This window comes from Halonotius roseus (assembly GCF_006861655.1).
GTDB lineage: Archaea > Halobacteriota > Halobacteria > Halobacteriales > Haloferacaceae > Halonotius > Halonotius roseus.
Window position 1 is genome coordinate 1 of record NZ_SESI01000003.1, and the last position, 22213, is coordinate 22213.

General features: G+C 64.7%; 21 protein-coding genes and 1 rRNA gene. 9 read left to right on the top strand and 13 right to left on the bottom strand.

Translation table 11 applies throughout. The features are described from left to right. The 3 genes from EWF95_RS10020 to malA form a co-directional block, all read right to left on the bottom strand. A 16S ribosomal RNA gene (locus tag EWF95_RS10020) occupies positions 1–321 on the bottom strand; the annotation flags it as partial. A gap of 625 nt (positions 322–946) precedes the next feature. Next, positions 947–1399 (bottom strand): universal stress protein, encoded by a 453-nt coding sequence (locus tag EWF95_RS10025; RefSeq protein ID WP_142443945.1) that lies wholly within the window; start codon positions 1397–1399, stop codon positions 947–949. 72 nt (positions 1400–1471) lie between these two features. Continuing rightward, complete coding sequence (malA, locus tag EWF95_RS10030; protein WP_246055692.1) at positions 1472–3445, bottom strand: alpha-amylase MalA; 1974 nt, start codon at positions 3443–3445, stop codon at positions 1472–1474. Positions 3446–3685: 240 nt separating this feature from the next. Between malA and EWF95_RS10035 the strand changes: the two genes are divergently transcribed. From EWF95_RS10035 to EWF95_RS10045, 3 genes are all read left to right on the top strand, one after another. After that, positions 3686–8227 (top strand): glycoside hydrolase family 15 protein, encoded by a 4542-nt coding sequence (locus tag EWF95_RS10035; protein ID WP_142443946.1) that lies wholly within the window; start codon positions 3686–3688, stop codon positions 8225–8227. A 36-nt stretch (positions 8228–8263) separates the two neighbouring features. Beyond that, positions 8264–8818, top strand: a complete 555-nt coding sequence (locus EWF95_RS10040) for an SRPBCC family protein (RefSeq protein ID WP_394348585.1) — start codon at positions 8264–8266, stop codon at positions 8816–8818. 73 nt (positions 8819–8891) lie between these two features. Continuing rightward, a complete protein-coding gene (locus EWF95_RS10045) occupies positions 8892–9296 on the top strand; it encodes a VOC family protein (RefSeq protein ID WP_142443947.1) in 405 nt (134 codons plus the stop codon). A 30-nt stretch (positions 9297–9326) separates the two neighbouring features. Here EWF95_RS10045 and EWF95_RS10050 read toward each other — a convergent pair whose 3' ends face one another. Continuing rightward, a complete protein-coding gene (locus EWF95_RS10050) occupies positions 9327–10979 on the bottom strand; it encodes an ATP-binding response regulator (RefSeq protein ID WP_142443948.1) in 1653 nt (550 codons plus the stop codon). Between the two features lie 111 nt (positions 10980–11090). On the opposite strand from EWF95_RS10050, the gene EWF95_RS10055 reads away from it, so the two are divergent. Then, on the top strand, positions 11091–11417 hold the full coding sequence (locus tag EWF95_RS10055) for a 2Fe-2S iron-sulfur cluster-binding protein (RefSeq protein WP_142443949.1): 327 nt from the start codon (positions 11091–11093) through the stop codon (positions 11415–11417). A 62-nt stretch (positions 11418–11479) separates the two neighbouring features. Further along, positions 11480–12079 carry a class I SAM-dependent methyltransferase gene (locus EWF95_RS10060; protein WP_142443950.1) on the top strand — a complete coding sequence of 200 codons (600 nt, stop codon included), beginning with the start codon at positions 11480–11482 and terminating at the stop codon, positions 12077–12079. Here EWF95_RS10060 and EWF95_RS10065 read toward each other — a convergent pair whose 3' ends face one another. Beyond that, complete coding sequence (locus EWF95_RS10065) at positions 12080–12847, bottom strand: hypothetical protein (protein ID WP_142443951.1); 768 nt, start codon at positions 12845–12847, stop codon at positions 12080–12082. Between the two features lie 131 nt (positions 12848–12978). Here EWF95_RS10065 and EWF95_RS10070 point away from each other — a divergent pair, with 131 nt between their 5' ends. Next, positions 12979–13452, top strand: coding sequence for a redoxin domain-containing protein (locus tag EWF95_RS10070; protein WP_142443952.1), 474 nt, complete (start codon positions 12979–12981; stop codon positions 13450–13452). 43 nt (positions 13453–13495) lie between these two features. Here EWF95_RS10070 and EWF95_RS10075 read toward each other — a convergent pair whose 3' ends face one another. The 3 genes from EWF95_RS10075 to EWF95_RS10085 form a co-directional block, all read right to left on the bottom strand. Next, complete coding sequence (locus tag EWF95_RS10075; protein ID WP_142443953.1) at positions 13496–14968, bottom strand: phosphomannomutase; 1473 nt, start codon at positions 14966–14968, stop codon at positions 13496–13498. 111 nt (positions 14969–15079) lie between these two features. After that, positions 15080–15304 carry a hypothetical protein gene (locus EWF95_RS10080; protein ID WP_142443954.1) on the bottom strand — a complete coding sequence of 75 codons (225 nt, stop codon included), beginning with the start codon at positions 15302–15304 and terminating at the stop codon, positions 15080–15082. Next, positions 15304–15726 carry a nuclear transport factor 2 family protein gene (locus tag EWF95_RS10085; protein ID WP_142443955.1) on the bottom strand — a complete coding sequence of 141 codons (423 nt, stop codon included), beginning with the start codon at positions 15724–15726 and terminating at the stop codon, positions 15304–15306. Before EWF95_RS10085 ends, EWF95_RS10080 begins: the two co-directional genes overlap by 1 nt. 119 nt (positions 15727–15845) lie before the next feature. Between EWF95_RS10085 and EWF95_RS10090 the strand changes: the two genes are divergently transcribed. Beyond that, positions 15846–16439 carry a HalX domain-containing protein gene (locus EWF95_RS10090; RefSeq protein WP_142443956.1) on the top strand — a complete coding sequence of 198 codons (594 nt, stop codon included), beginning with the start codon at positions 15846–15848 and terminating at the stop codon, positions 16437–16439. A gap of 56 nt (positions 16440–16495) precedes the next feature. Here the strand turns inward: EWF95_RS10090 and EWF95_RS10095 are convergent, their stop codons facing one another. Next, complete coding sequence (locus tag EWF95_RS10095) at positions 16496–17641, bottom strand: pyridoxal phosphate-dependent aminotransferase (protein ID WP_142443957.1); 1146 nt, start codon at positions 17639–17641, stop codon at positions 16496–16498. Further along, complete coding sequence (locus tag EWF95_RS10100; protein ID WP_142443958.1) at positions 17638–18126, bottom strand: Lrp/AsnC family transcriptional regulator; 489 nt, start codon at positions 18124–18126, stop codon at positions 17638–17640. The genes EWF95_RS10095 and EWF95_RS10100 overlap by 4 nt, the downstream gene beginning before the upstream one ends. A gap of 116 nt (positions 18127–18242) precedes the next feature. On the opposite strand from EWF95_RS10100, the gene EWF95_RS10105 reads away from it, so the two are divergent. Both EWF95_RS10105 and EWF95_RS10110 read left to right on the top strand, forming a co-directional pair. Continuing rightward, a complete protein-coding gene (locus tag EWF95_RS10105; protein WP_142443959.1) occupies positions 18243–18668 on the top strand; it encodes an EamA family transporter in 426 nt (141 codons plus the stop codon). Positions 18669–18705: 37 nt separating this feature from the next. After that, entirely contained in the window at positions 18706–19278 is a 573-nt protein-coding gene (locus EWF95_RS10110) for a MogA/MoaB family molybdenum cofactor biosynthesis protein (RefSeq protein WP_142443960.1), read from the top strand. A gap of 36 nt (positions 19279–19314) precedes the next feature. Here EWF95_RS10110 and EWF95_RS10115 read toward each other — a convergent pair whose 3' ends face one another. The 3 genes from EWF95_RS10115 to EWF95_RS10125 are packed head-to-tail and all read right to left on the bottom strand — an operon-like array spanning position 19315 to position 22153. Beyond that, positions 19315–20322 (bottom strand): metal ABC transporter permease, encoded by a 1008-nt coding sequence (locus tag EWF95_RS10115; protein ID WP_142443961.1) that lies wholly within the window; start codon positions 20320–20322, stop codon positions 19315–19317. After that, positions 20319–21107, bottom strand: a complete 789-nt coding sequence (locus EWF95_RS10120) for a metal ABC transporter ATP-binding protein (RefSeq protein ID WP_142443962.1) — start codon at positions 21105–21107, stop codon at positions 20319–20321. Before EWF95_RS10120 ends, EWF95_RS10115 begins: the two co-directional genes overlap by 4 nt. Further along, the gene (locus EWF95_RS10125; RefSeq protein ID WP_142443963.1) at positions 21104–22153 is read right to left on the bottom strand and encodes a metal ABC transporter substrate-binding protein; all 1050 of its coding nucleotides are present in this window, start codon (positions 22151–22153) and stop codon (positions 21104–21106) included. Before EWF95_RS10125 ends, EWF95_RS10120 begins: the two co-directional genes overlap by 4 nt. Between the last annotated feature and the right edge of the window lie 60 nt (positions 22154–22213).

The following is a 22213-nucleotide window of genomic DNA, read 5'->3' on the forward strand; positions in this document are numbered from 1 at the left end:
GTAGGGCCCGGAATCTTGTCTCAGATTCCGTCTCCGGGCTCTGACTCTCATCACCCGTACCGATTACTGGCACGGTGGGCCGTTACCCCACCGTCTACCTAATCGGCCGCAGCCGCATCCTTCAGCGATGTCTTTCGTAAACACCGCATTCCAGCTGGTGTTTCGTATCAGCTATTAGCCTCAGTTTCCCGAGGGTATCGCTGACTGAAGGGTAGCTTGGCCACGTGTTACTGAGCTATGCGCCGCGAGTCTGAACTCGCTCGACTAGCATGGCTAAATCGAATCCCAATAGCAATGTCCTCCGGCAGGATCAACCGGAATGTGTCCAACTGTCTCTCCGAGACAGTTGGGGGTTGGCGGGAACGATTCCCTGACGGGAATCGGTCACCAAATGTGTCTCATTGCATGGTCTGTGTTCGGAGCCACGCGAGCGATCGGGTGGCACCGAACTACCAAGGCTAACGTCGGATCCCATCTGTACGGCGTACCGCAGGGGTGGGATCCCCATTGTGTCGGATCTGAACGTACCCGACTGGGCGGTATAAGCCCGTCGGATCAGTTGTGGTCGACTCGTGTCGACCACGCGTTCTGACCCATGCGAGTGCTGACCGATTCGAACGGTCGGCGGCTCGCGGTGTGTTTTTGCTGCATTCCAGTCGAACGCCCTGTTATACTTAAGGGCGTTGGTTCGAACTGGGAGCCGTCCGGCGATTCCGGACGGCAGTGATCGCGTGTGTTTCCGCACACGACCAGTGCATTCTACCGAAGACGAGGTTTATACAAAAGGCCTCTGATACAGTCCGAGATTCGAAAACAAAGCAGGATTTTCAGCCGTTCGTCACGTCAGCAACGATACCAGCCCATGAGAACTGAACACATGGCTGATTGTATGATGACTCGTCACATGCCCCAGCGGCAACACCGTTGGAGAGATCAGAACGGCCGATTAGTCGGCATCGACCGGTGTTTTCACGACGGTGACCGGCCGCTCGGTCGTTCTGACGACGCGCTCGGCGACGCTGCCGAGCAGGCGACGATACTCGCTGGATCGGTGTTTCGATCCCATGATCGTCAGCCCGATGTCGGCCTCGTCAGCGTAGCGCAGAATCTCCTCGTGGGGAACACCGTGGCGAACAGCGATAACGGTCTCGACACCGGCGTCGGCCGCGCGCGCTTGCACCGACTCGACGGCCTCCCCACCGGCCTGCTCTAAGGCGTCCTCTAACCCTTCGAACTCGTGGACGTACTCGTCGCCCGTATAGGAGCTGTAGGTGTCGGTGTCGACAACAAACAGGATGTGGAGGGTCGCCTCATACCGGGTGGCCGCGTCGATCGCGTGGTCGATCGCCTGATCAACGCCGGCACTCGTGTCAACCGGAAGCAACAGTCGGTCGTACATACAGCACGGTAGCGTCGCCGAGAACAAAACTGTCGGGTCGGATAGAAAAGGATCGTCGACTGCTGAGGGGGCTCAGTCGGCGGCTTCGAAGACGGCCACGCTGTCGACGGTCAGCCCCTCTTCGGCGGCGCGGGACTCACCGGAGACGAGATCGGTCGCATCAACGGTTTCGTCGACGCCGACGACCGTCTCACCCTCGCCGAAGTTGAGCACAACGATATAGCGGTCGTCGGCACTCTCACGGCCGAAGGCGACGACCTCGTCCTCGTTGTCGGCGTCGTAGTCGATCCGCTGGAGATCGCCGTTGGAGCCCAGTGCCGGATGCTCCTGTTTGAGATCGATCAGCTGGTCGTAGTGATCGCGGATCTCATCGCGGGCGTGATCCCACGCGAGGTGGTCACGCCGGCCGCGCTGGCCGAGCTCCTGGCCGCCGTACAGCATCGGCACGCCGGGCAGCGTAAACACCGCGCCCGCGGCGGCCTTCGTCGCGGCGTCGCCACATTCGACGATGTATCGGGTCTCGTCGTGGTTCTCCATGTAGAGCATGAAGGCGGCGTGATCGGGGAACGCCGACCGCTGGCGGCCCTCGACGGCGTCGAGGATTGCCTCGGCGGGTTGGTTGCCGTCGCCGACCTGCCGGAGCGTGAAGTAGGTCGTCGTATCGAAGTGGATGTCGAACATCCCCTCGTGGAAGTCCGCGATATACGGGATCGTCTCATCCAGCAGGAGGAACTCGGGGTCGATGGCTTTCAGCCGCTCGCGCATCTCCTTCCAGAAGGATTCGGGAACGGCCCACGCCATATCACACCGGAAGCCGTCGGCGACCTCCGCCCATGTGTCGAGGGCCTCAAGCAGGTGTCGGCGGACTTTGAGATTCGTGAAATCAAAGTTGGCGATGAACTCCCAGCCGAAGTAGGTGCCGGGCTCGCCGTTGTCCTGCCATTCGTACCAGTCGTAGTATTCGGAGCCTGGGTTCTGGTAGGCATCCTCGAAGTATGGATGGTCACGCGCGGAGTGATTCAACACGAGATCGAACAGCACCGACATCCCGCGGTCGTGGGCGGCCTCGACGAAGGCCTCGTAGTCGTCGCGGTCGCCGAGGTCGTCGGCGATAGAGAAGAAGTCGGTGATGTTGTAGCCGTGGGGCGCGCCATCGTGTTGGAGCACGGGCGTCAGCCACAGACAGTCGACACCGAGATCCTCCATGTAGTCGAGGCGTTTTTCGAGGGCCTCGAACGTCGTTTCGGCCTCGTCGTCGTCGGCCGCGTAGCCGCGGACGTAGATCTCATAGAGGGTGACCTCCTTGCCCCACTGCGGCGGGTCGTACAGCCGGTGAACCGCAAAATCGCCCTCGTCGCCGAGGCGATCGATGCTGACGGCGTCAGCAACGCTGTAACTGTCGCCGATGGCGACGGCGTGAACGCGGAGCTCGTCGTCGATCACGTCGAGCGGCGCGCGGAGTTCGTGGCCGTCGATGGTGACCTCAGACTCGTCGACGCCGTCGCGGTCGTCGAGCAGGAACTCGACATCGAGCTCGTCGGCGTCACGCGAGGAGTCGGGATGCGGTTTCGGCGTCGCCGTGATGACGGCCTCGTCGTCGTGAATCTCGCCGTCAAGGCGAACCCGCGGGCGACCTTCGCCCTCGCCCTCTGATTGGCCGAGCGCGCCCGAGCCGGAGCCCGAGGCAAAGCCGCTCCCGCTGCGCTGTTGTGGCCGTGCCGAGCCGCTTTGACCGCTGTAGCCGCTGTACCCGCTGTAGCCGCTCACGCCGGTCGCGCCGGTGCCTTCGCCGGTTGGCTGGTACGAGCTGGGGAACACGCGGATCGTCTGGTTGAACGTGTTCCGCGGCGTCGTCAGCGTCGCCACGTATCGCCCCGATACGTCGGGGACGAAATGCTCGACGGAGTCGTCGCCGAGGGTGACGTCGCTGTCGATCGGTGCGTCGCTGATCGTCCAACTGTAGTCGGCGTCCGGATCGGGATCACGGGGAGCTAACTGCACGGCATCCCCAACGGCGATGAACTGCGGCTGCCCTGGATGGTTCATACTCGTACGTACGCCGAGGGTTACTTTGGTCTTATGTATTTGAGAGATACTAGGTTCGACTGTTTGACCCGAGGCAACGAACAGCCAAATGGCCTTCAAATCGGTTGAGGAGGCTGATATCTCCACATAATGGTGATTGGATCTGAGGCGTGCTGTGTCACATTTGTTCATTATCATAGAAAGATATCGGCGAACGCAAAGCCGCCAATACTTAGTTGTGGACAGCAAATCACCTCGTACATGCGACTCCGCACCGCGCTCAACGAGTTCAAACGCAACCGCGATGGTCGGTTTCCGGCGGAGTGCCGAACCATCGACGGTGCGTTTTCGGCGCACGGGGATCGGCTCGTCTACGTCGATCCTGATGGCGGGCTCCGGGACTACTCCTCACCGCTGTCAGGCCTCTATGGCATCGATCGGGCACGACTCGGCATCGAGACCGAAACCGACACCCAGTGGTTCGACGAGTTCTCCACGGTTCGCCAACACTACTACCGGGAGACAAACGTCGTCGAAACCGAGTACGCCGCCGACGGGTTCACCGTCCACCAGTACGACCTCACCCTCGGCCGTGCCCACGTCACCCACATCGAGCTTCGGGGCGCGATCCCACCAAACGCCGAGCTGACGGCGTTTCTCACCTTCGCCCCCGAGGGGCAGGAATCACAGGTCGGCCGGCTCATCCATGACGGGGCCGGCCCCAACGACACCGATGTCGTCGAGGTCTTCCACCGCGGCGAACACGATTACGTCACCGCCTCGACCGGCATCATCGACGTGCGGGGGCAGATCCCCGAACGCTTCGAGGAGATCCTCTCCGATGAGGCCTACGAGTTCCCGCGCGAGGCCGTCATCAACCGCTTCGAGGACACCCATCTCAGCGGCGATGTCGTCGTCAACGCCCCCTTAGAACAGAGCGGCCGGGCGGCCAAAACGACGATCGTCACGCAGCTATCGGATCACGAGACGGTCGACCGGGAGGCCGCCCTCGCGGATCTCCGACAGTGTGCGGCCGCCCACCGGGGTGCCGACGACATCCGGGCGGCCGGCCGCCAGCGCGCCGAGGTGTCGGTGCCGGAGTCGGCCCCCAACGGCAACGTCGTCCGCGAGGATCTGCGGGCACTCTCACTGCTGACCGCCCCGACCGGTGCCCACGTCGCTGCCCCGGAGTTCGACCCCTTCTACGCCCACTCCGGCGGCTACGGCTACACCTGGTTCCGCGACGAGGCTGAGGTCGGCCGCCACCTCCTGACGGCGGATTCGCTGTTGGATCTCGATCTCCAGGAGTCGCTAGCATCGACAGCCGAGTTCTTCTGTGAAACACAGGAAGACGACGGCTCGTGGTCACACCGCGTGTGGGCGATGGATGGCTCGCTCGCCCCAGGGTGGGCTCACGGCCGCATCGAGGGCGGCAACGACGACTACCAGGCCGACCAGACCGCAAGCGTGGTCGGCTTTCTTGGCCGGCTGTTGACCGAACGTGGCGAGGCACTCTCGGAGCCGCTACGGGAGGAGATCCGAACGACGATCCGGGATGCGGTCGATGTGCTCGATGAGACGCTGGCCGACGATGGGCTGCCCGTGGCCTGTCAGAACCTCTGGGAGAACATGACCGGGCGGTTCAGCCACACGGCGGCGACCTATCTCGCGGCCTACGTGGCGGTCGCCGACGCCCCGGTCGAACCCGAACTCCAGTCGCACGCGCGAGCCCAGGCGAAGACGGTCTTCGACGGTCTCGATCGGTTCTGGAGTAAGACGCGTGAGGCCTACGGGATCCGGCTCAACAACAGCGGCAAGCTCGACGACCGGATCGATTCGGCCACCTTCGGGATCGTCGAGGCGGTTGTCGACTACGATGAGCTCGTCGACGACGAGCTGTCGTCGGAGACCCTCGACCGACTCAGCGATCACGTCCAACACGTCTTCGACGCGCTGTACCGCAATCCCGAGGAGAGCTCGGTCGCCGGGCTCGCACGGTTTGAGGGTGACACCTGGCGGTCGGAGGGCCAACAGGGCGAGAAGATCTGGACGCCCTCGACGGCGTGGGGCGCGGTCGCGGCAACAGAGCTTGGCGTCCTGCTGTCGACATACGACCGCGAGGACGACGCCGAGGAGTGTTTCGATCAGGCCGGAACGCTGTACGAGCATCTGCTCCCGAACGGGCCGTTGACGACGCGGGCCGGCTATCTCGCCGAGCAGGCCTTCGACGACGGCACCGTCGACAGCGCGGCCCCGCTTGGGTGGTCGCACGCGCTGCGCCTGCGGGCGACGGCGACACTGCGGGAGCAGAACGCCCTGCCGCTCATCACACCCGCGCCATCCGGCCCGGAGAGCCGGCCGCGGTGGACGACCGGCGAGAAATACGGCGTGGCGACGGTCGCCGACCACGGCAACGACGACGCCTCGAAGGTGTGGTTTACGCTCACCGAGGGCGCGCTCACCGAGGCGCGGTTCCCCCGGGTCGATCTGATGAATCTTCGAACCGTTGATTTCGTCGTTGCCGACGCCGGCGACACCGCCGAATACACCGCCCGCACACACAACGAGACCCGCACCGACGACGACACCGAAACCATCGACCGCCGGGTCGAGCCGGCCGACGACGACGCGCTGCTCTTCCGGCATATCATCACCGAACAGGGCGACGGCCGCGGCCACGAGTGGACGCTGACCGTCGAGTACGCGATCGATCCCGACCACGACGCCATCGTCGCCGACATCGATTTCGAAAGCGACGACAACAACGAGTATGACATCTACGCTGTCGCCGACATCTCGCTGACCAACACCGGCACCCGCGATCGGGGCTACCGACTCGGCGAGCGCGGCAACTACCATCTGGCCGCCCGCGACGCCGAGGCCTACGACACCGGCGCGGAGGCCCTCCTCACCGACGAGGACGGCGATGTCTACAGCGTCGCCATGGCGATGACGACGCCGAACCAGTTCGATTGGGCAACGGTCGGCGCGGCCGGCTCCAAACATCTCGCTGAGCTGTTCAGCGACGGTGATCGGCCGCTGCCAAACGACCGACTGGACGACGACAATATCGTGCTTGCGGGCCTGCTCGGAACCGGAACAACGGTCGGCGAGACGCTGGCGATCGGGTTCGGTAACAACGCCGACACCGCCGCCGCCCTCGGCGAGGCCGAAGGCGCGTTGGCGACCGGCTACGACGACGTGCGGGCGTCCTACCGCGAGACGTGGGGGGAGTTCCTCGCCGACAAGGAGGTTCCCGAGTTCATCCTCGACGACGAGGCACTCTACAAACAGTACAAAAGCTGTCTGATGGCCCTCCGGGCTGTCGAGGACAAAACCTATCTCGGCGCGGGGATCGCCAGCCCCTCGGTGCCGTGGGGTGAGGCGGTCACCGCCGACGAGCCGAAGGGGTACGGCTATAACTTCGTGTGGTCGCGGGATCTGTATCAGGTCTTTACCGTCTTCGAGGCGATCGGCGACCACAAAACTGCGACCGACGCCCTCCAGTACATCTTCGAGTACCAGCAGGACGATGAGGGCTTTATTCCCCAGAACACCTACGTCAACGGGCTCACCCGCTGGGGTGGCGAGCAGATCGACAACATCTCCTTCCCGCTGATCATGGCCTACCAGCTGGCCGAAAACGACATCGCCTTTGAGGAGGTCACCTACGGCTACATCAACGTCAAGCGATCGGCGGATTACGTCGCCCGCAATGGGCCGGCAACCGCCCAGGAGCGATGGGAGGAGGAGGCCGGCTACTCACCCTCATCGATCGCCGCCGAGGTCGCCGGGCTGGTCAGCGCGGCCGACATCGCCATCGACGAGGACGAAACGGCCGACGCGCTCGTCTGGCTCGCGTTGGCCGACGACTGGACCGACCGTGTCGAGGAGTGGTGTGCGACCAAAACCGGGACGCAACTCCACACCAACACGCCGTACTACGTACGCGTCACGCGGGACGGCAACCCCGAGGCCGGCCACCTGCGGACGCTGGCAAACGCGGGGCCGACACTCGACGAGCGGGAGATCATCGACGGTGGCTTCCTTGAGCTGACGCGGCTGGGCATCAAGTCGGCCGATAATGACGTAATCACAAACTCGCTGGTCGAAGTCGACGAAACGATCCGGCTAGATACGCCTCAAGGCCCGGCGTTCTACCGCTACAACGGCGACGGCTACGGCGAGCGCGCGATGGGTGAGAAGGGCGCGCCGTGGTCGGTTCAGACAAAAGGGAAGGGTCGGCTGTGGCCGATCTTTACCGGCGAGCGCGGCGAGTACGAGCTGTTGGCCGGCACCGACGAGGGCGATCTCGCCCCGCGGAATCTCCTGGAGACGATGGCCCGCTTTGCCAACAGCGGCCGGATGATCGCCGAGCAGGTCTGGGATCGCCACATCGATAACGAGTACAACTGGGATATCGGTGACGGCACCGGGTCGGCAACGCCGCTGGCTTGGAGTATGGCGCAGTTCATCCGGCTGGCTCACGGGATCGCCGAGGGCGAACCCGTCGAGACGCCGACGGCCGTCGACGACCGGTATCGCCACGGTGTGCGGCCCACCGGGCCGACACTGTCGGTCGAACGTCGGGTCTCGAAGGATAAGCTAACGATCACCGGTGAGACCGATGGCGCGATCGTCGCGGCCAGTGCCGACGGCACGGCGACGACAGCAACCGCCGAGGACGGAACGTTCAAACTGACGCTGCCGGCCGGCCACGGGAAGACAACGGTTACGGTCGCAGCCGCCACCGACACCGACCTTAGAGCGGCCGGCACGACGGTCAGGCGGTTCACGATCTGACCGGGTGTTTTTGCGCTCGGCACCCCTACAGGTGGTATGGCAACCTACAGCCGCCGAACGCGGATCGATGCCCCGCTGGAGGCCGTTTGGGCGTTTCACGGGCAGATCGACGGGCTCGAACTGTTGACGCCGGGATGGATGGGCCTCAGCGTCGAGGGCGTCGTCGGCCCTGACGGCGACCGGGATCCCCCCGAGCTGGTCGCGGGCAGCGAGATCACGATGGCGAGCCGGCCGTTCGGCCTCGCCCCCGAAAGCCGGTGGCTGTCACGGATCGTCGCCCGCGAACAGGAAGAGGGGTATCGGATGTTCCGCGACGATATGCTCGGCGGCCCCTTCGCGCTGTGGATCCACACCCACGAGTTCTACGGCGACGGCGAGGAGACCGTCATGATCGACACCGTTGACTACGAACTCCCGGCCGGCCCGGTCGGCCCGCTGGTCGATCGCCTGGCTGTCGTCGGCTTCGAGCCGATGTTTCGGTATCGCCACCGTCGAACACGGGAGCTGCTCGAAGGCGACACGTATCCCAACTGGATGCCCGCTCTCGACGAAACTGACACAGAGGCCGACGAAAACGAACCCGACGCGTGATTGGTTGGCAACGACGCAGTTCCCCAGACGCAGCACCAGTATCGCTTAGTCGCTCCGTGCCCCTCCGACGACCATGACGATCGACGTTGTCGACATCGATCACATCGCCATCCGCGTGAGTGATCTCGACGAATCGCTTCAGTTCTACGGTGATCTGCTCGGCCTTGAGACGCGTGACGAGGAGCGATTCGAGGACGGCGAGGTACCCTTCGTCGCTGTCATCGCCGGCGGTCGCCACATCCATCTCGTGCCGACCGACGAGGCGATCGATGTCGGCGGCGAACACCTCTGTTTGCTGGTGCGGTCGGACGCGGTCGACACACACGAAGAGATCGACGAGCTGATCGCCGAGATCGAGGCCGCGGGCTACACCGTCGAGGCGGGCGAACCCTACGAGCGGTACGGTGCCTACGGCAACGACTGGGCGATCTATGTCCGGGATCCCGACGGACGACGGGTCGAGCTCAAGCTTCACTGAAGCGGTCACTGCCGCGGCGACGCCGCAAAATCAGGGGTCGAAATCGATCCGGAACGCCGCGCCGCCGGCCTCGCTGTCGCCGACACCGATCTCCCAGCCGTGGCCCTCGACGATCGTTTCGACGATCGACAGCCCAAGACCGGTGCCGCCGCCGCCGGTGTAGCCGTGATCGAAGATTTCCTTTTGTTCGGCAGCCGGGATCCCCTCGCCGTCGTCGCCGACGACAACGCCGCCGTCTGTCGCTCTGACGGCCACCGTCACGTCCTCGCCGACGTGGTCGATCGCGTTGCGGAACAGGTTCTCGAAGACCTCTTGGAGCCGTGTTGGATCGGCCTCGACGGACTCCATCGGTTCCAGTCCCTCGGTTTCCAGCGTTGCCGTGGGCGTGTCGACGCCGTCCCAGGCGTTGGTGACGATGGTATCGACCGCGACCGGCTCGGTGTCGCCGACGGCTCGGCCCTCGCGGGCCAGCGTCAACAGCTCATTCAGCATCGTCTCCATGCGCTCGGCGGCCTCGATCGCGGGATCGAGGCGGTCGACATCACCGGTCTCGGAGACCAACTCAAGATAACCGGTGACGACGCTGAGTGGGTTTTGGAGGTCGTGGCTGATGACGGAGGTAAACTGTTCGAGGCGTTCGTTCTGGCGTTCGAGTTCGGCACGGCGGCGACGACGGCGTTCGGTGTAGCCGATGAACTCACCGACTGAGGTCAGCTGTTGGCGCACCGAGGCAGACCAGCGTCGTGGGGCCGCCATCGTCACCACGAGCGCGCCGGCCAGCTGCCAGTCGATGACGATCGGCACCGCCAGCAGCGTCCCGACCTCGGCGTCAAACACCGCGTCGTCAGTCGTTGCATCATAACAGACGGCTTCGAACTGGCTCAGCTGCTCCTCGAAGCCGGGAAACTCCGAATCTGGGATCTCCGCGTCGGCCAGGAGTTCACTCGCGGGGCCATCGGGGGTTTCAGTGTCACGCCAGCCGAAATCCTCTGTCAGCAGCCCGCTTTCCTCGTCGTAATGGTAGAGCGAACACCCCACCGCCTCAAGATCGGTCGCCAGCGACTGGAGTGCCCACTCGATCTTCACGTCGACCTCGTCGTCGGCCGCGCTCATCAGCGACCGCGAGACATCGAGGGTTGTATCGCGGATGTCGAGTCGGTGGGCGGCAACGAGCGATTCGGCGCGGGTTCGCAGCCCGACAACCCCATCGAGCGGTTCGGCCGTCGAGGTATTCGCTGAGGGCTCTTGGACGGTAACAGCCTCGGCGTCAAGCGATTGCACCCCGCTTTCGGTTCCGGTATCACCGGTAGGATCGGTCGACGACCCTACCCCGGGAGCGGGGCGGGTTGTCGCGCCGCTGTCGCTTGCCGTGTAGATGACATCGTCGACGCCGAGACGGAACGCCTGCCGCACCGTTTCGGCGGTCGGATCGGTCGCAAACAAAATGAACGGGACATCTGTTGAGGCCGTCAGCGACTCATACACCGACTGCCAGTTCGTTTCCGGCAGCGACGGTGACACAACAAAACAGTCGACATCGGTAGTGTTGGTGTCGGTGGCAGCCCCACCGCTCTCGACGGCAGTCACCGTCCACTCCGGCTCAAAGGCCCCGCGAACCGCCTTTCGGCAGTTCTCGTCGGCGTCGACATACAACAGCTGTGGCGACGCCTCCGCACTGCTCATAGCTAACCTTTGGCCCTCGGTGGTATCAATTTTCCTGTCTCGACCCGTCAGAGCCGACAGCGACGCGGTCACGGCAACGGATTCAGGTCGCTGGGGCGACAGGTTCAACCGATGAGTGAGTCCTATCGTGTCGTCGTCACAAGCGAAGGAACCGAAACCGAGCTATCGGTGCCGGCCGGGACGACGCTCCGGGATGCGTTGCTGGCGGCCGATTGCTCGCCGTACGGCCGGCTGTCCGAACGGGCGAACTGCGGCGGCCGCGGACTGTGTGCGACCTGTGGGGTGCGACTCGCTGACGACGTTGCCGCCGATCACTGGCACGACCGGCTTGCCGACCGGTTCGGCTACCCGCGGCTGTCATGTCAGGTGACCGTCGACCGCGATATGCGGGTTGAACTGCTGGACGATAAACTGGTCTGGGGCGGCCGCGAGCCGTAGACCGGCCGGATATCGACTTCGATCGGGCGACCACTCATTGCGATCGCGCCCGTAGCCGTGGTATGGAACCCCGCGAACGACAGGCGGCCTGGGAAGGGCTGTCGACAACCTACGCCGACCGGCGTGATCCCGATGGTTCGGATGCCGCCCTCATCGACGATCTGCTCGACCGCTGTCCGCCGGATCCGACCATCGTCGACATCGGCTGTGGGGATGGCGCGCGCACGCTGGCAAACCTCCCGAGCGACAGCATCGGGATCGATTTCGCCCGCACCGGGCTTTCGCTGGCGGCCGACACTGTCCCCGACGCGCGACTGATACAGGCCGATATGCGACAGCTGCCGCTGGCCGAAACCGTTGCAGACGGGCTGACCGCCTACCACGCGATCTTTCACGTCCCGCGGGCGGAACACCCCGACGTGTACGCCGAGTTCGCCCGCGTGTTGCGATCGGGTGGCGTGCTGCTGAGTACACTTCCCAACGGGCGGTTCGAGACGGTACGGCGCGGCTGGATGGGCGGCGAGATGTTCTTTTCGGCACCGGGGCGAGACCGCACGCTGGCACAGTTGCGGGCGGCCGGCTTCGAGATCCTCGCCACACCGACGGCGACCGACCCACTCGGGAGCAGCACCGAGTTCGTCCTCGCCGAGTACACCGGGTAGCTACTGCGGTTCGGTTGGTCGTGAACAGCGGAGACAGAGGGTGCTGTCGGCGATCCAGTTGACATCGCGGGAGCCACAGGCCGGACACGCGTGGTGGTCGGTTGCATACTCGGTTGTCCCGCGCGGCGCGGCGAGAACGCCCCGATCGACACAGCCATCGACCAACGAGGGGAATCGCTGCCGTTTGTACTCGGCCCGGGCGGCGAGAAAGTCCCCCGGATCGGACGGATCAGACCCATGAAGATCCTCCCACTCGATGGCGATCTCACCGTTATCGAGGGTGCGAGCGAGCTGTTTTGCCGGCGCGGCCGCGGCCAAAAACAGGGATGTGGCCCCGACGGTCTGGGGATCGGTTGTCTCGTCGGCCGCCGCCCGGTAGGCCGCAGCGGCGTCGGCATACGCGTCGGCGGCCCCATCCAGCCCACCAGCGACCCGGAAATCGGCGGCAAACTCATCGAAACAGGCGGCCTGTACAGGGGTTGCCATCGTCGCCCCGAGATCGCCAGCCGCCGCGATCCCGGCGGTCGCCCGTCGGGTCGCTCGCGCGGGTCGATCAGCAACGCGATAACAGAGCGCGGCCGTCAGCAAGTGCCGAAGGCCGTCGCCGATCGCGCCGCGGTCGTCCGGGGCAAACGGATCCTGGTCGTCGCGGGGGTCGGCAAGCACCGCCCAGCCGGCCCGACTGGAGGCGTCGCCGGCCGCCTCGTAGCGTCGGTCGGCGAGCGCGGCGACCGCCGCCGCGTAGTGGCCGTTGTCGTTGGTGTGCACACACCGCGTACGACCGCGACCGACACAACAGTTGCTATGTAGCGAGGTTGCTGTGTAGCGAGAATCGATTGCGTATGCGATCGGATCGCACACCGGGCTTATGATGGTCGCACCCATTGCTCCGAGTGCCTATGGTTTCAACCGGAGACACCGCCCCCGACATTTCCGCAACGATCGGTACGAGCGATCACGAAGATTTCGAGCTCTCTGAGTATCTCGGCGACGGCCCTGTCGTGTTGGCCTTCTTCCCCGGCGCGTTCACGCCGCCGTGTTCCAACGAGATGGTCGCGCTCGAAGAACACCTCCCTGACTTTGAGGCCGCCGGCGCGACCGTCCTCGGCCTCAGTGCCGACTCGGCGTTCTCGCTGGGCGCGTTCAGCGATGAGTACGACCTCTCGTTTACCCTCGTCAGCGATATGGCCGGCGAGGCAATCCGCGACTACGGCCTTGAGATGGAGATCCCGGATCTCGGCCTCTACGGCATCGCCAACCGCGCGGCGTTCGTCCTCGACGACGAGGGCACCGTGGTCTACAGTTGGGTCGCCGACGATCCGACGAACGAGCCAGACTACGAGGAACTGATCGCGGCCGCCGAAGACGCCTAACGCGACCCGCAGTTCTCAGTATTTTTTGCTCAACGGAGAGCCGTCAGTCCGCCGCTCCGGCAGTGTCGTCGACGGCCGTCTCGATCCGCTCAGTCGCCGTTGCAACGAGATCATCGACCGACTCGCTTTCGGCGTAGAGGCGAATGTAGGGCTCGGTGCCGGAGGGCCGCACGAGCAGCCACGAGCCATCCGGGAGCGAAAGGCGAATCCCATGCTCCAGCGAGACCGTCGCGTCAGGAAACGCCTCGGGCAGCGAGGATTCCAGCGTCGCCATCGCCGCGGACTTTGCCGCCTCCGGGCAGTCGACGCTGACCTTTCGGTAGGGGCGTTCGGTGATCGGCTCGCGGAGCTCGTCGAGCCCACGGGTCGCAACGAGACCAGCGAGCAGGGCCGCGCTGGCGACGCCGTCGATCCAGCCGCCGAAAGCGGGATGAATGTGTTTCCACGGCTCGGCCGCAAAGACGACCGACCCGCCGTCACGTTCGGCCGCGGCGATCCCCTCATGGAGCGCGCCAAGCCGCACCCGCTCGACGCGCCCGCCGGCGGCAGTCACCTGTTCGTCGATCCGGCCGGAGGCGTTCGGCGTTGTGACGACAACCGGATCGGTGGCGTCAGCGTCGTCGCCTGCGTTGGCATCGCCTGCGTCGTCACCTGCATCGGCATCGCCTGCGTCAGCGTCCGAAGACGCCTGGCGGGTGTAGTAGCCCGCCAGCATCGCCACCACGCTGTCCTCGTGGACGATCTCGCCGTCGCCATCGAGGATGACGATCCGGTCGGCGTCGCCGTCGTGGGCGATCCCCAGATCAAAGTCGCCGTCGGCGACAAAGGCCCGAAGATCGCCGAGCGTCTCCGGGGTTGGCTTGCTCGGCCGGCCCGGAAACCGACCGTCGACGTTGGCGTTGAGCGCGACGACGGTCGCCCCAAGATCGTTGAGTACCTGTGGTGTCGACAGCGCGGCCATCCCGTTGCCGCAGTCGACAGCGACCCGCAGGCCATCGCAGATGGCCGCCTCGCCGTCGGTCGGCAGTTGCTCCCGGATATAGTCGGCGACCGCAGCCCGGTAGTCGGGCAGTGGCTCGCGGCGGCGTGGAGACCTCCACGCCTCGAAGTCCGCGGGGGGAGACGCGTCGTCGACAAGTGATTCGATCCGGGCCTCCCGAGCATCGTCGAACTCCTGGCCGTCGACAAAGCATTTGATCCCGTTGTCGGCCGGCGGATTGTGCGAGGCCGTGAGCATCACCCCATAGCGACCGCGGGATTCGAATGCCAGCGTCGGCGTCGGAACGGTACCGAGCCGGATCGGGGTCGCCCCCGCCGCGGCGACGCCGGCCTCGACAGCCGCGGCGAGGGCCGGCCCCGTCAGCCGGCCATCGCGGCCGATCCCGATCTCCGGGTGGTCGGTGGGCTCGTCGTTGACCGCGAGACGGCCGACCGCGCTCCCGACCGCAAGGGCGACTTCCGGGGTGACCGTCTCGGCGACCGGGCCGCGGATACCGGCGGTTCCAAACTCAACCATACCGGCCCAACGGCCTGACTCACTTAGTGTGCGGCGATCCGGACGCGAAGCGGCGAGACAGATACGTCGGCAGCGGCGCGCCGGCAGTCCCAGCCGGCGGCCGCGGCCGCGCTACCGCAACGAGGATCGATAATCCGCAAGATTCCGGAGGACAAACCACAGCAGGCCGACGCCAACGACGATGCCGGCGGCGACAGCAACAAGCAGCTGTATCGGTGTCGGATCGGCCTGGAGTGCCATCAGCCCCATCGAGGCGGCGACGAGGAGGACGAACCCGATCTTGAGCCGCGTGTTCGCGGTCTCCTTCTCGTCGTCCGTGAGGCTTGAGCCGACCATCAGTCGTCCCAGGAAAACAGGTCATCCTCGGCGTCCTGCAGCTCCTCGTTGGGGGCTGAGACGTGCAGGGAGACAAACTGCCAGGTGCCATCCGGGTTGGCTTCCAGCGTGCCCGTCCACCGCGTGTCGAACTCGTAGTCGGTATCAAGGGTTGTGTCCGTCCACCCCAGCGTCAGCCGATCGTGAAACCACGCAAACTCCTCGCGGGTGGTGACCGATGGCTCAGCGTCCTCGACGCGCCAGTCGGTCGTTGTCGCCGTCTGTTCGGCCAAGCCGTCGGCGACATCCGGATAGCCGACCAGCTGCTCGCTGAGGCCAACCTTGACCGTCGACAGCGACTCCGCGAAAAACGGCGACAGCGGTTCGCTGGCTTCCAACGCCTCGTAGTAGGCTGTGATCATCTCCGCGGCGTCCTGCTCCATGTGTGGTGGTACACCGGCGGGGGCTTGAAAACACTGTTTGTGGCCTGTCGCCGGAAGGGGTATTTTCATATATCCTCGGCTATCATACCCACTATGAGCGACGAGGGATCCATCGAGATATGACCGACGAACCCCCACTCGTACTTGTTGTCGAGGACGAACCTGACCTTGCTGATCTGTATGCCACCTGGCTCCGGGCGGACTACCGTGTTCGAACGGCCTACGGCGGCGAGGAGGCCGTCGAACAGCTGGACGACGAGATCGATGTCATCCTCCTTGACCGGCGGATGCCCGGCCTCTCCGGCGACGAGGTCTTGGAGGAAGTCCGCGACCGCGGGATCAGTTGCCGTGTGTCGATGGTGACCGCCGTCGAGCCGGATTTCGATATCATCGAGATGGGGTTCGACACCTATCTCGTCAAACCCGTCACCAGAGAGACGCTCGAAGAAACGATCGAGGATCTGCTCTCCCGGAACTCCTACGAGGAGGGTGTCCAAGAGCTGTTTTCGCTCTCCTCGAAGAAAGCCCTCTTGGAGTCCGAAAAGAGCCAGTCGGCCCTCGCCGACAACGAGGAGTACCAGGAGCTCACCGAGCAGATCAACGAGCTTCGGGATAATCTCGACAACACCATGGATGCCTTCACCGACCACGAGGATTACGCCGGCTTCTACCAGGAGTTCGACGACGCCGACGACGAGGTCTCCTTCGAGTAACGCGTCGACAACGCGGGCGACAGCCCGCGGTTATCGGTCACCGACGAACACTTCGATCACCGATCACCGACGAACACTTCGATCCGGTTCATCGCTGTTTTGAGCTCACGCATCCCCGTCGCATACGAGATCCGGAGATGGCCCGCGCCGCCGGGGCCGAAGACACTGCCAGGAACGACGGCGACGCCCTCCTGTTCCAAGAGGTTCTCGGCGAAGGCTTCGTCGTCGCCGCCGCAGGCCGGAAAGGCGTAGAACGCGCCCTTGGCGGTAAAGCAGTCCAGTCCCATCTCCTCGAACCGTGAGAGGACAAACCGCCGGCGGCGATTGAACGCGGTCGCCATCTCGTCGACGCTCTCCTCGCAACTGCGCAGGGCCTCGATGGCGGCGTACTGGGCGGTCGTCGGCGCCGACAGCATCGTGTACTGGTGGACACGGTTCATCGCCTCGATCGCGTCGGGCGGCCCCATCGCGTAGCCCAGCCGGAGGCCGGTCATCGCGTAGGCCTTCGAAAAGCCGTTGATGACGACCGTTCGCTCCCGCATGTTCGGCATCGTTGCGATCGATGTGTGCTCGCCGTCGTAGGTGAGCGCGGCGTAGATCTCGTCGGCGATCACGTCGATCTCGTTGTCGACGCAGAACTCGGCGACAGCGGCGATCTCCTCGGCGTCCATCACCGCGCCGGTCGGATTGTTCGGATAACACAGGATGAGCGCGTCGGCGTCGGCCGCGCCAGCCTCGCGCAGGGCCTCGGGTGTCAACACGAAATCGTTGTCGGCACCTGTCGGCACCGGCAGTGGCTCGCCGCCAGCAAAGCGAACCCCCGGCTTGTAGGAGATGTAGGTCGGCTGGTGGACAGCGACCCGATCACCGGGATCGACGAAGGTGCGGAGCGCGAGATCGACCGCCTCGCTCGCGCCCGTCGTGACGAGGATTTCGCTGTCGGGATCGTACTGGTGGCCCCACTGCTCGACGTGGTCAGCAATCTCACGGCGGAGTTCCAGCTTCCCGCGGTTGGCGGTGTAGGAGGTTTTGCCGGCCTCCAGTGAGTGGATCGCGGCGGTGCGGGCGGCCCACGGCGCGGAGAAGTCGGGTTCGCCGACGCCCAGCGAGATCACGTCGTCGCGCTCCTCGGCGAGCTCGAAGAACTTTCGAATACCCGACTCGGGCGTGTCGGCGACGCGGTCGTTCGGCTGGAGCGTCATGGCGAAACAGAGAGGCGGTCATCGTCGTCGCGGTCGCCGAAGTCGATGCCGGCCTCCTTGTAGGTCTCCATGATGAAGTGCGTCACCGTCTGGGTGATCTCGGGGATGGGTGCGATCTGCTCGGAGACGAACTGGGAGACAGCCTGCATCGACTCGCCGGTCACCTCGATCGCAAAGTCGTAATCGCCGGAGACGAGCCGGAGCGATTCGACCGCGGGGAACTTGGCGATCCGGTCGGCGATCTCCTTGTAGCCGGTTTCGCGGTCGAGTTCGACGTTGAGCTCGACAAAGGCGGCGACCCGCTGGCTGTCGGTGTTGTCCCAGTCAATGACCGCCTGGTAGCCGCGGACGGTGCCCTCCGACTCCAACTCATCGAGGAGCCCCTCGACCGTCTCGGGGTCGGTACCGAGCTGGCGGGCGATGTCGTCGACATCCTCCCGCGCATCGGTCGACAGCAGCGACAGGAGTTCCTGTTTCTCGTCCATACATGTGGTGAGGCCCCGGGTTGCATATCATTTGCGACACTCCGCCGGCACCCCGTCGAGGGAGCTGCCGCAACGATATCCAGAACCGCTATCATCGCAGCGAACCGAACGCGGATATGAGCTATCTCCCGTGGGCACTCCTAGCGTTGGTTGGGTACACACTCGTCCCGGTTTTGTTGCGGGTGGCGACAACGGGGCCGAACGCGGTGCCGAGCGACGTAGCCATGCTGCTCACCAACGGGTTGTTGATCGGTGTCGTCGGTACACTCGTCGTCGCCACCGATCAGCCGGTCATGTCACATCTCCGCGGGCCGAATGCCGGCTACATCCTCGCCGCCGGCATCTGTCTCACCGTCGGGATTCTGGCGTACTACCGCGCGCTGGCCCGCGGTCCGGTCAGCGTGGTAACGCCCATCTTCGGGATGTTTCTGGTGACAAGTTCGATCATCGGGATTGCCGTCCTCGGGGAGGCACCGACGCCGCGAAAGCTGCTCGGGATCGGGTTGGCGGTCGTCGCCGTCGCGCTCGTCAGCATCGAGTAGCCGCCATCGTTTTGCGATCGGCGACCGCACAGCCGGTATGACCGACAGCTCGGCCCCCACACCGACGACCGATCCCGACCGCCGAACCGCCGACGACCACGGGCACGATATCGTCTCCCCGCTCCAAGCGGCGATCCTCACGGTCTCAACATCTCGGGCCGAGGCCGACGGCGCGGTCGACGATCCCGGCGGCGACCACATCGAATCGCTGTTCGAGGAGGCGGGCCACCGTGTCGTCGACCGCCGACTTGTCGCCGACCGTGTCGGGGCGATCCGGCGCGAACTCGACGCGATGCTCGACGACCGGACGGTCGATCTCGTCGTTACGACCGGCGGTACCGGCGCGACCGCCGACGACGTGACACCGGACGCCGTCGCAAACCGCTTCGACCGGGAGCTACCGGGTTTTGGCGAATTGTTCCGGGAGCTGTCGTATGAGGAGATCGGCCCGCGAACCATCGCTAGCCGGGCGACCGGCGGCATCGCCCGCGACACGCCCGTCTTCGTCCTGCCGGGCAGCACCAACGCCGTCGAGTTGGCGACCGAGGAGATCATTCTGCCCGAGGCTCCGCATCTGGTCGGGTTGGCAACGCGGCATCTCGTCGAGTGAGGGCGGGACAGGCACAGAGCGACCGCAGCCGCACGCTCAATCGCCGGGCTGTTCGGTCGCCTCGGCATCGATGCTGTCCATCTTCGGGCGCGCCGTCTCGCCGATGACGGTCTGAAGCTTGCCGGCGATCACGGCGAGTGCGTAGATGGCGACGGCGACGAGGACAACGACGCCGCCGGCGGTCGCACCTGCATAAAAGGCGACGGCGATCCCGAGAATCACCGACAGTTCGGCGAGCACGACCGAGACGAGCAACGCCTCGCTGAAGCTGCGGGAGACTTGCGTCGCGCCGGCAACGGGGACGACCAGCATCGCCGCGACGAGAATCACGCCCATGATCTGCATCGCGCCGACGACGACGAGCGCGGTCAACATGACCATAATTCGGTTGTACCAACTCACCGAGAGCCCCGAGACCGCGGCGGCTGTCTCGTCAAAGGTGACGTAAAGCAGCTGATTCCGTGTCACCGCGACAACGGCGATGATGATGGCAAACAAGACCAGCAGAATCGCGGCGGCCTGCGTCGTGACCGTCGAGAGGTTGCCGAAGAGGTACTGTTCGACGCTGACGGTCAGCCCGCCGGCGTTGATGCTGATCAGCGTCGTGCCGAGGGCGAACCCTGTCGAGAGGACAATCGCCATCGAGACATCGTTGTAGGCGTCGGTCGCCTCGGAGATGAGTTCGATCAACAGCGCGGCGAGCATGGCGACGATGACCGCGGTCAGGTACGGCGAGACACCGAGGTCGATGACGGCGTTGAGAAAGAGGCCGACGGCGACACCCGCGAAGGCGGTATGCGCGAGGGCATCGCCAATGAGCGCGAGTTGGCGATGGACGAGGAACGTACCGATCAGCGGTGCCATGACACCGATACAGAGTCCCACGAGGATCGCCCGGTGCATGAACTCGTACTGGAGCAGTTTAAGCCCGGTCGCCCCGGCGAGCCACGACATCAACACCGACCAGAGATCAAGGAGCCAGTACAGCGGGCTGAACACGGCATCAAATCCACCCTGTAGCAGGAATGCCACCGCCTCGCTCATGTCGCATCACCGGGAGTCGTGGTGACAGCCCCGAAGGTGCGCGCGAGCGCGTCGCTGTCGACGAACTCCTCAGTTGGGCCATCGAAGTAGACCTCGCCGTTGAGACAGACGACGCGGTCGGCGTGGTCAGTGACCGCCGCGAGGTCGTGCTCGATCAGGAGAATCGTGATCCCCTCGTCGTTGAGCGATTCCAGCAATTTATAAAAAGCCTCGACGGACTCGGCGTCGACACCGACGGTCGGCTCATCAAGGACGAGAAGGTCGGCCTCGCCGGCGAGGGCGCGGGCGATGAACGCCCGTTGTCGCTGGCCACCCGAGAGCTGTGTGACTCGCCGATCCGCAAACGCCGACATCCCGACGGTGTCGAGAGCGCGGTCGACGATATCCCAGTCGGAATCCGAGAGTCGACCGAAGCCGACGTGGGGGAACCGCCCCATCTTGACGACCTCGCGGACGGTGATCGGCATCTCCTTGGACGCACTGGCGTGCTGGGCGACGTAGCCGATCCGGGAGCCGTCGTCGAACTTGTGGGCGGGTTCGCCGAACAGCTGGGCTGTCCCCTGATCAGGCTCTAAGAGTCCCAGCATGAGCTCCATCAGTGTCGATTTGCCCGAGCCGTTCGGGCCGACGACAGCCACGTACTCGCCGGCATCGATCCGCAGCGAAATATCCCTGACGACAGGCGTCGCCGTGTAGCCGAAGTCGACGTTGTCGATCTCGATGAGCGGAGTCCGTACGGAGGACGGAGACCCACTGGTCGGCTCTGCGTCGCTGTCGGCACTCATTCGAAGTTCCTCCACGTATCCGCCCAGCCGTCTGGGCCGGCCTCGGCAGGCGGTTTGTTCCCGAGGACGACCTCGAAGGTCGGCATGTTGATGTTGTAGGCGATCTCCTCGTAGCCCCAGTTGTTCTCGACCCAGTTCTCACGGACGCCGGCGTACGGGGTGACCGGGAAGTACGCCTCGGCTTGAGTTTCCTCGATCAGTTGGATCGCCGGACGCCGCGACTCGAAAACGCCGTTGGCGATGTACCGAATGTCGTTGTCGGCGATGACTTGCTTGGCCTGCGTGATGTCCTCCGGTGCGACCGCACCGCTCGCAGCGAGGTTCGTCACGAGCGGGCGCATTTGGACACCGTAGCGCAGCCCGATGTACTGGAAGGCGTTGTGGGCTGCCAGCTGCACCACATCGCGGTCGGCGGCGTCGAAAATCGCCTGATAATCCGCGTCGATCTGCTCAATCGTCTCGGATTTGTACGTCGCCGCATTCTCGCGGAGCGTGCCGGCATGGTCGGGCGCGAGCTCGGCGAGTCCGTCGGTGATGTTGTCGATTGAGGTCTTTGCACGCTGTGGATCAAGCCAGAAGTGGGGATCCTTGCCCTGTTGGTCGCCGACGCCCTCTTCCTCGGGGTCAAGCGAGGCAGCGAGATCGGCCAACTCGACGCCCGTGCGAGCGTTGATCAACTGCGTGTCGACCTCGTCGTCCTGAATCGTCTGAATAGCGCGGTCGGCCCACGGCTGGAAGCCCGCGCCGACGTGAATGAACGCGTCGGCTTCGATGATACGCTGGGTGACGCTCGCGTTCGGTTGCCAGCCGTGGCCGTGGAGCCCCGTCGGCACGAGGTTTTCCACCTCGACCGGGGTGCCATCGACGATGTTGCGAGCGAAGTCATAGAAACTGAAAAACGAGGCAACAGCGACGGGGCCGTCGCTCGAAGAGTCGCTAACAGTCTGCCCGCCCGCACAGCCAGCGAAACCGGCAGTGAGGAGTCCTGCCCCTGCAGCAACCGCACGTCTGCGGGAGAGCATGCCGGACGGAGTGTGATCGGCCATCGTACATAGACAGCACGGATGAGCGCATATAGTTGTTACTATCGAATACATAAATTAGAC

Excerpts from the sequence above, each read along its gene's own strand:
- EWF95_RS10025 (WP_142443945.1), bottom strand. The coding sequence starts at position 1,399 with ATGTACGACCGACTGTTGCTTCCGGTTGACACGAGTGCCGGCGTTGAT.
- malA (WP_246055692.1), bottom strand. The coding sequence starts at position 3,445 with ATGAACCATCCAGGGCAGCCGCAGTTCATCGCCGTTGGGGATGCCGTG.
- EWF95_RS10035 (WP_142443946.1), top strand. The coding sequence starts at position 3,686 with ATGCGACTCCGCACCGCGCTCAACGAGTTCAAACGCAACCGCGATGGT.
- EWF95_RS10040 (WP_394348585.1), top strand. The coding sequence starts at position 8,264 with ATGGCAACCTACAGCCGCCGAACGCGGATCGATGCCCCGCTGGAGGCC.
- EWF95_RS10045 (WP_142443947.1), top strand. The coding sequence starts at position 8,892 with ATGACGATCGACGTTGTCGACATCGATCACATCGCCATCCGCGTGAGT.
- EWF95_RS10050 (WP_142443948.1), bottom strand. The coding sequence starts at position 10,979 with ATGAGCAGTGCGGAGGCGTCGCCACAGCTGTTGTATGTCGACGCCGAC.
- EWF95_RS10055 (WP_142443949.1), top strand. The coding sequence starts at position 11,091 with ATGAGTGAGTCCTATCGTGTCGTCGTCACAAGCGAAGGAACCGAAACC.
- EWF95_RS10060 (WP_142443950.1), top strand. The coding sequence starts at position 11,480 with ATGGAACCCCGCGAACGACAGGCGGCCTGGGAAGGGCTGTCGACAACC.
- EWF95_RS10070 (WP_142443952.1), top strand. The coding sequence starts at position 12,979 with ATGGTTTCAACCGGAGACACCGCCCCCGACATTTCCGCAACGATCGGT.
- EWF95_RS10075 (WP_142443953.1), bottom strand. The coding sequence starts at position 14,968 with ATGGTTGAGTTTGGAACCGCCGGTATCCGCGGCCCGGTCGCCGAGACG.
- EWF95_RS10080 (WP_142443954.1), bottom strand. The coding sequence starts at position 15,304 with ATGGTCGGCTCAAGCCTCACGGACGACGAGAAGGAGACCGCGAACACG.
- EWF95_RS10085 (WP_142443955.1), bottom strand. The coding sequence starts at position 15,726 with ATGGAGCAGGACGCCGCGGAGATGATCACAGCCTACTACGAGGCGTTG.
- EWF95_RS10090 (WP_142443956.1), top strand. The coding sequence starts at position 15,846 with ATGACCGACGAACCCCCACTCGTACTTGTTGTCGAGGACGAACCTGAC.
- EWF95_RS10095 (WP_142443957.1), bottom strand. The coding sequence starts at position 17,641 with ATGACGCTCCAGCCGAACGACCGCGTCGCCGACACGCCCGAGTCGGGT.
- EWF95_RS10100 (WP_142443958.1), bottom strand. The coding sequence starts at position 18,126 with ATGGACGAGAAACAGGAACTCCTGTCGCTGCTGTCGACCGATGCGCGG.
- EWF95_RS10105 (WP_142443959.1), top strand. The coding sequence starts at position 18,243 with ATGAGCTATCTCCCGTGGGCACTCCTAGCGTTGGTTGGGTACACACTC.
- EWF95_RS10110 (WP_142443960.1), top strand. The coding sequence starts at position 18,706 with ATGACCGACAGCTCGGCCCCCACACCGACGACCGATCCCGACCGCCGA.
- EWF95_RS10115 (WP_142443961.1), bottom strand. The coding sequence starts at position 20,322 with ATGAGCGAGGCGGTGGCATTCCTGCTACAGGGTGGATTTGATGCCGTG.
- EWF95_RS10120 (WP_142443962.1), bottom strand. The coding sequence starts at position 21,107 with ATGAGTGCCGACAGCGACGCAGAGCCGACCAGTGGGTCTCCGTCCTCC.
- EWF95_RS10125 (WP_142443963.1), bottom strand. The coding sequence starts at position 22,153 with ATGGCCGATCACACTCCGTCCGGCATGCTCTCCCGCAGACGTGCGGTT.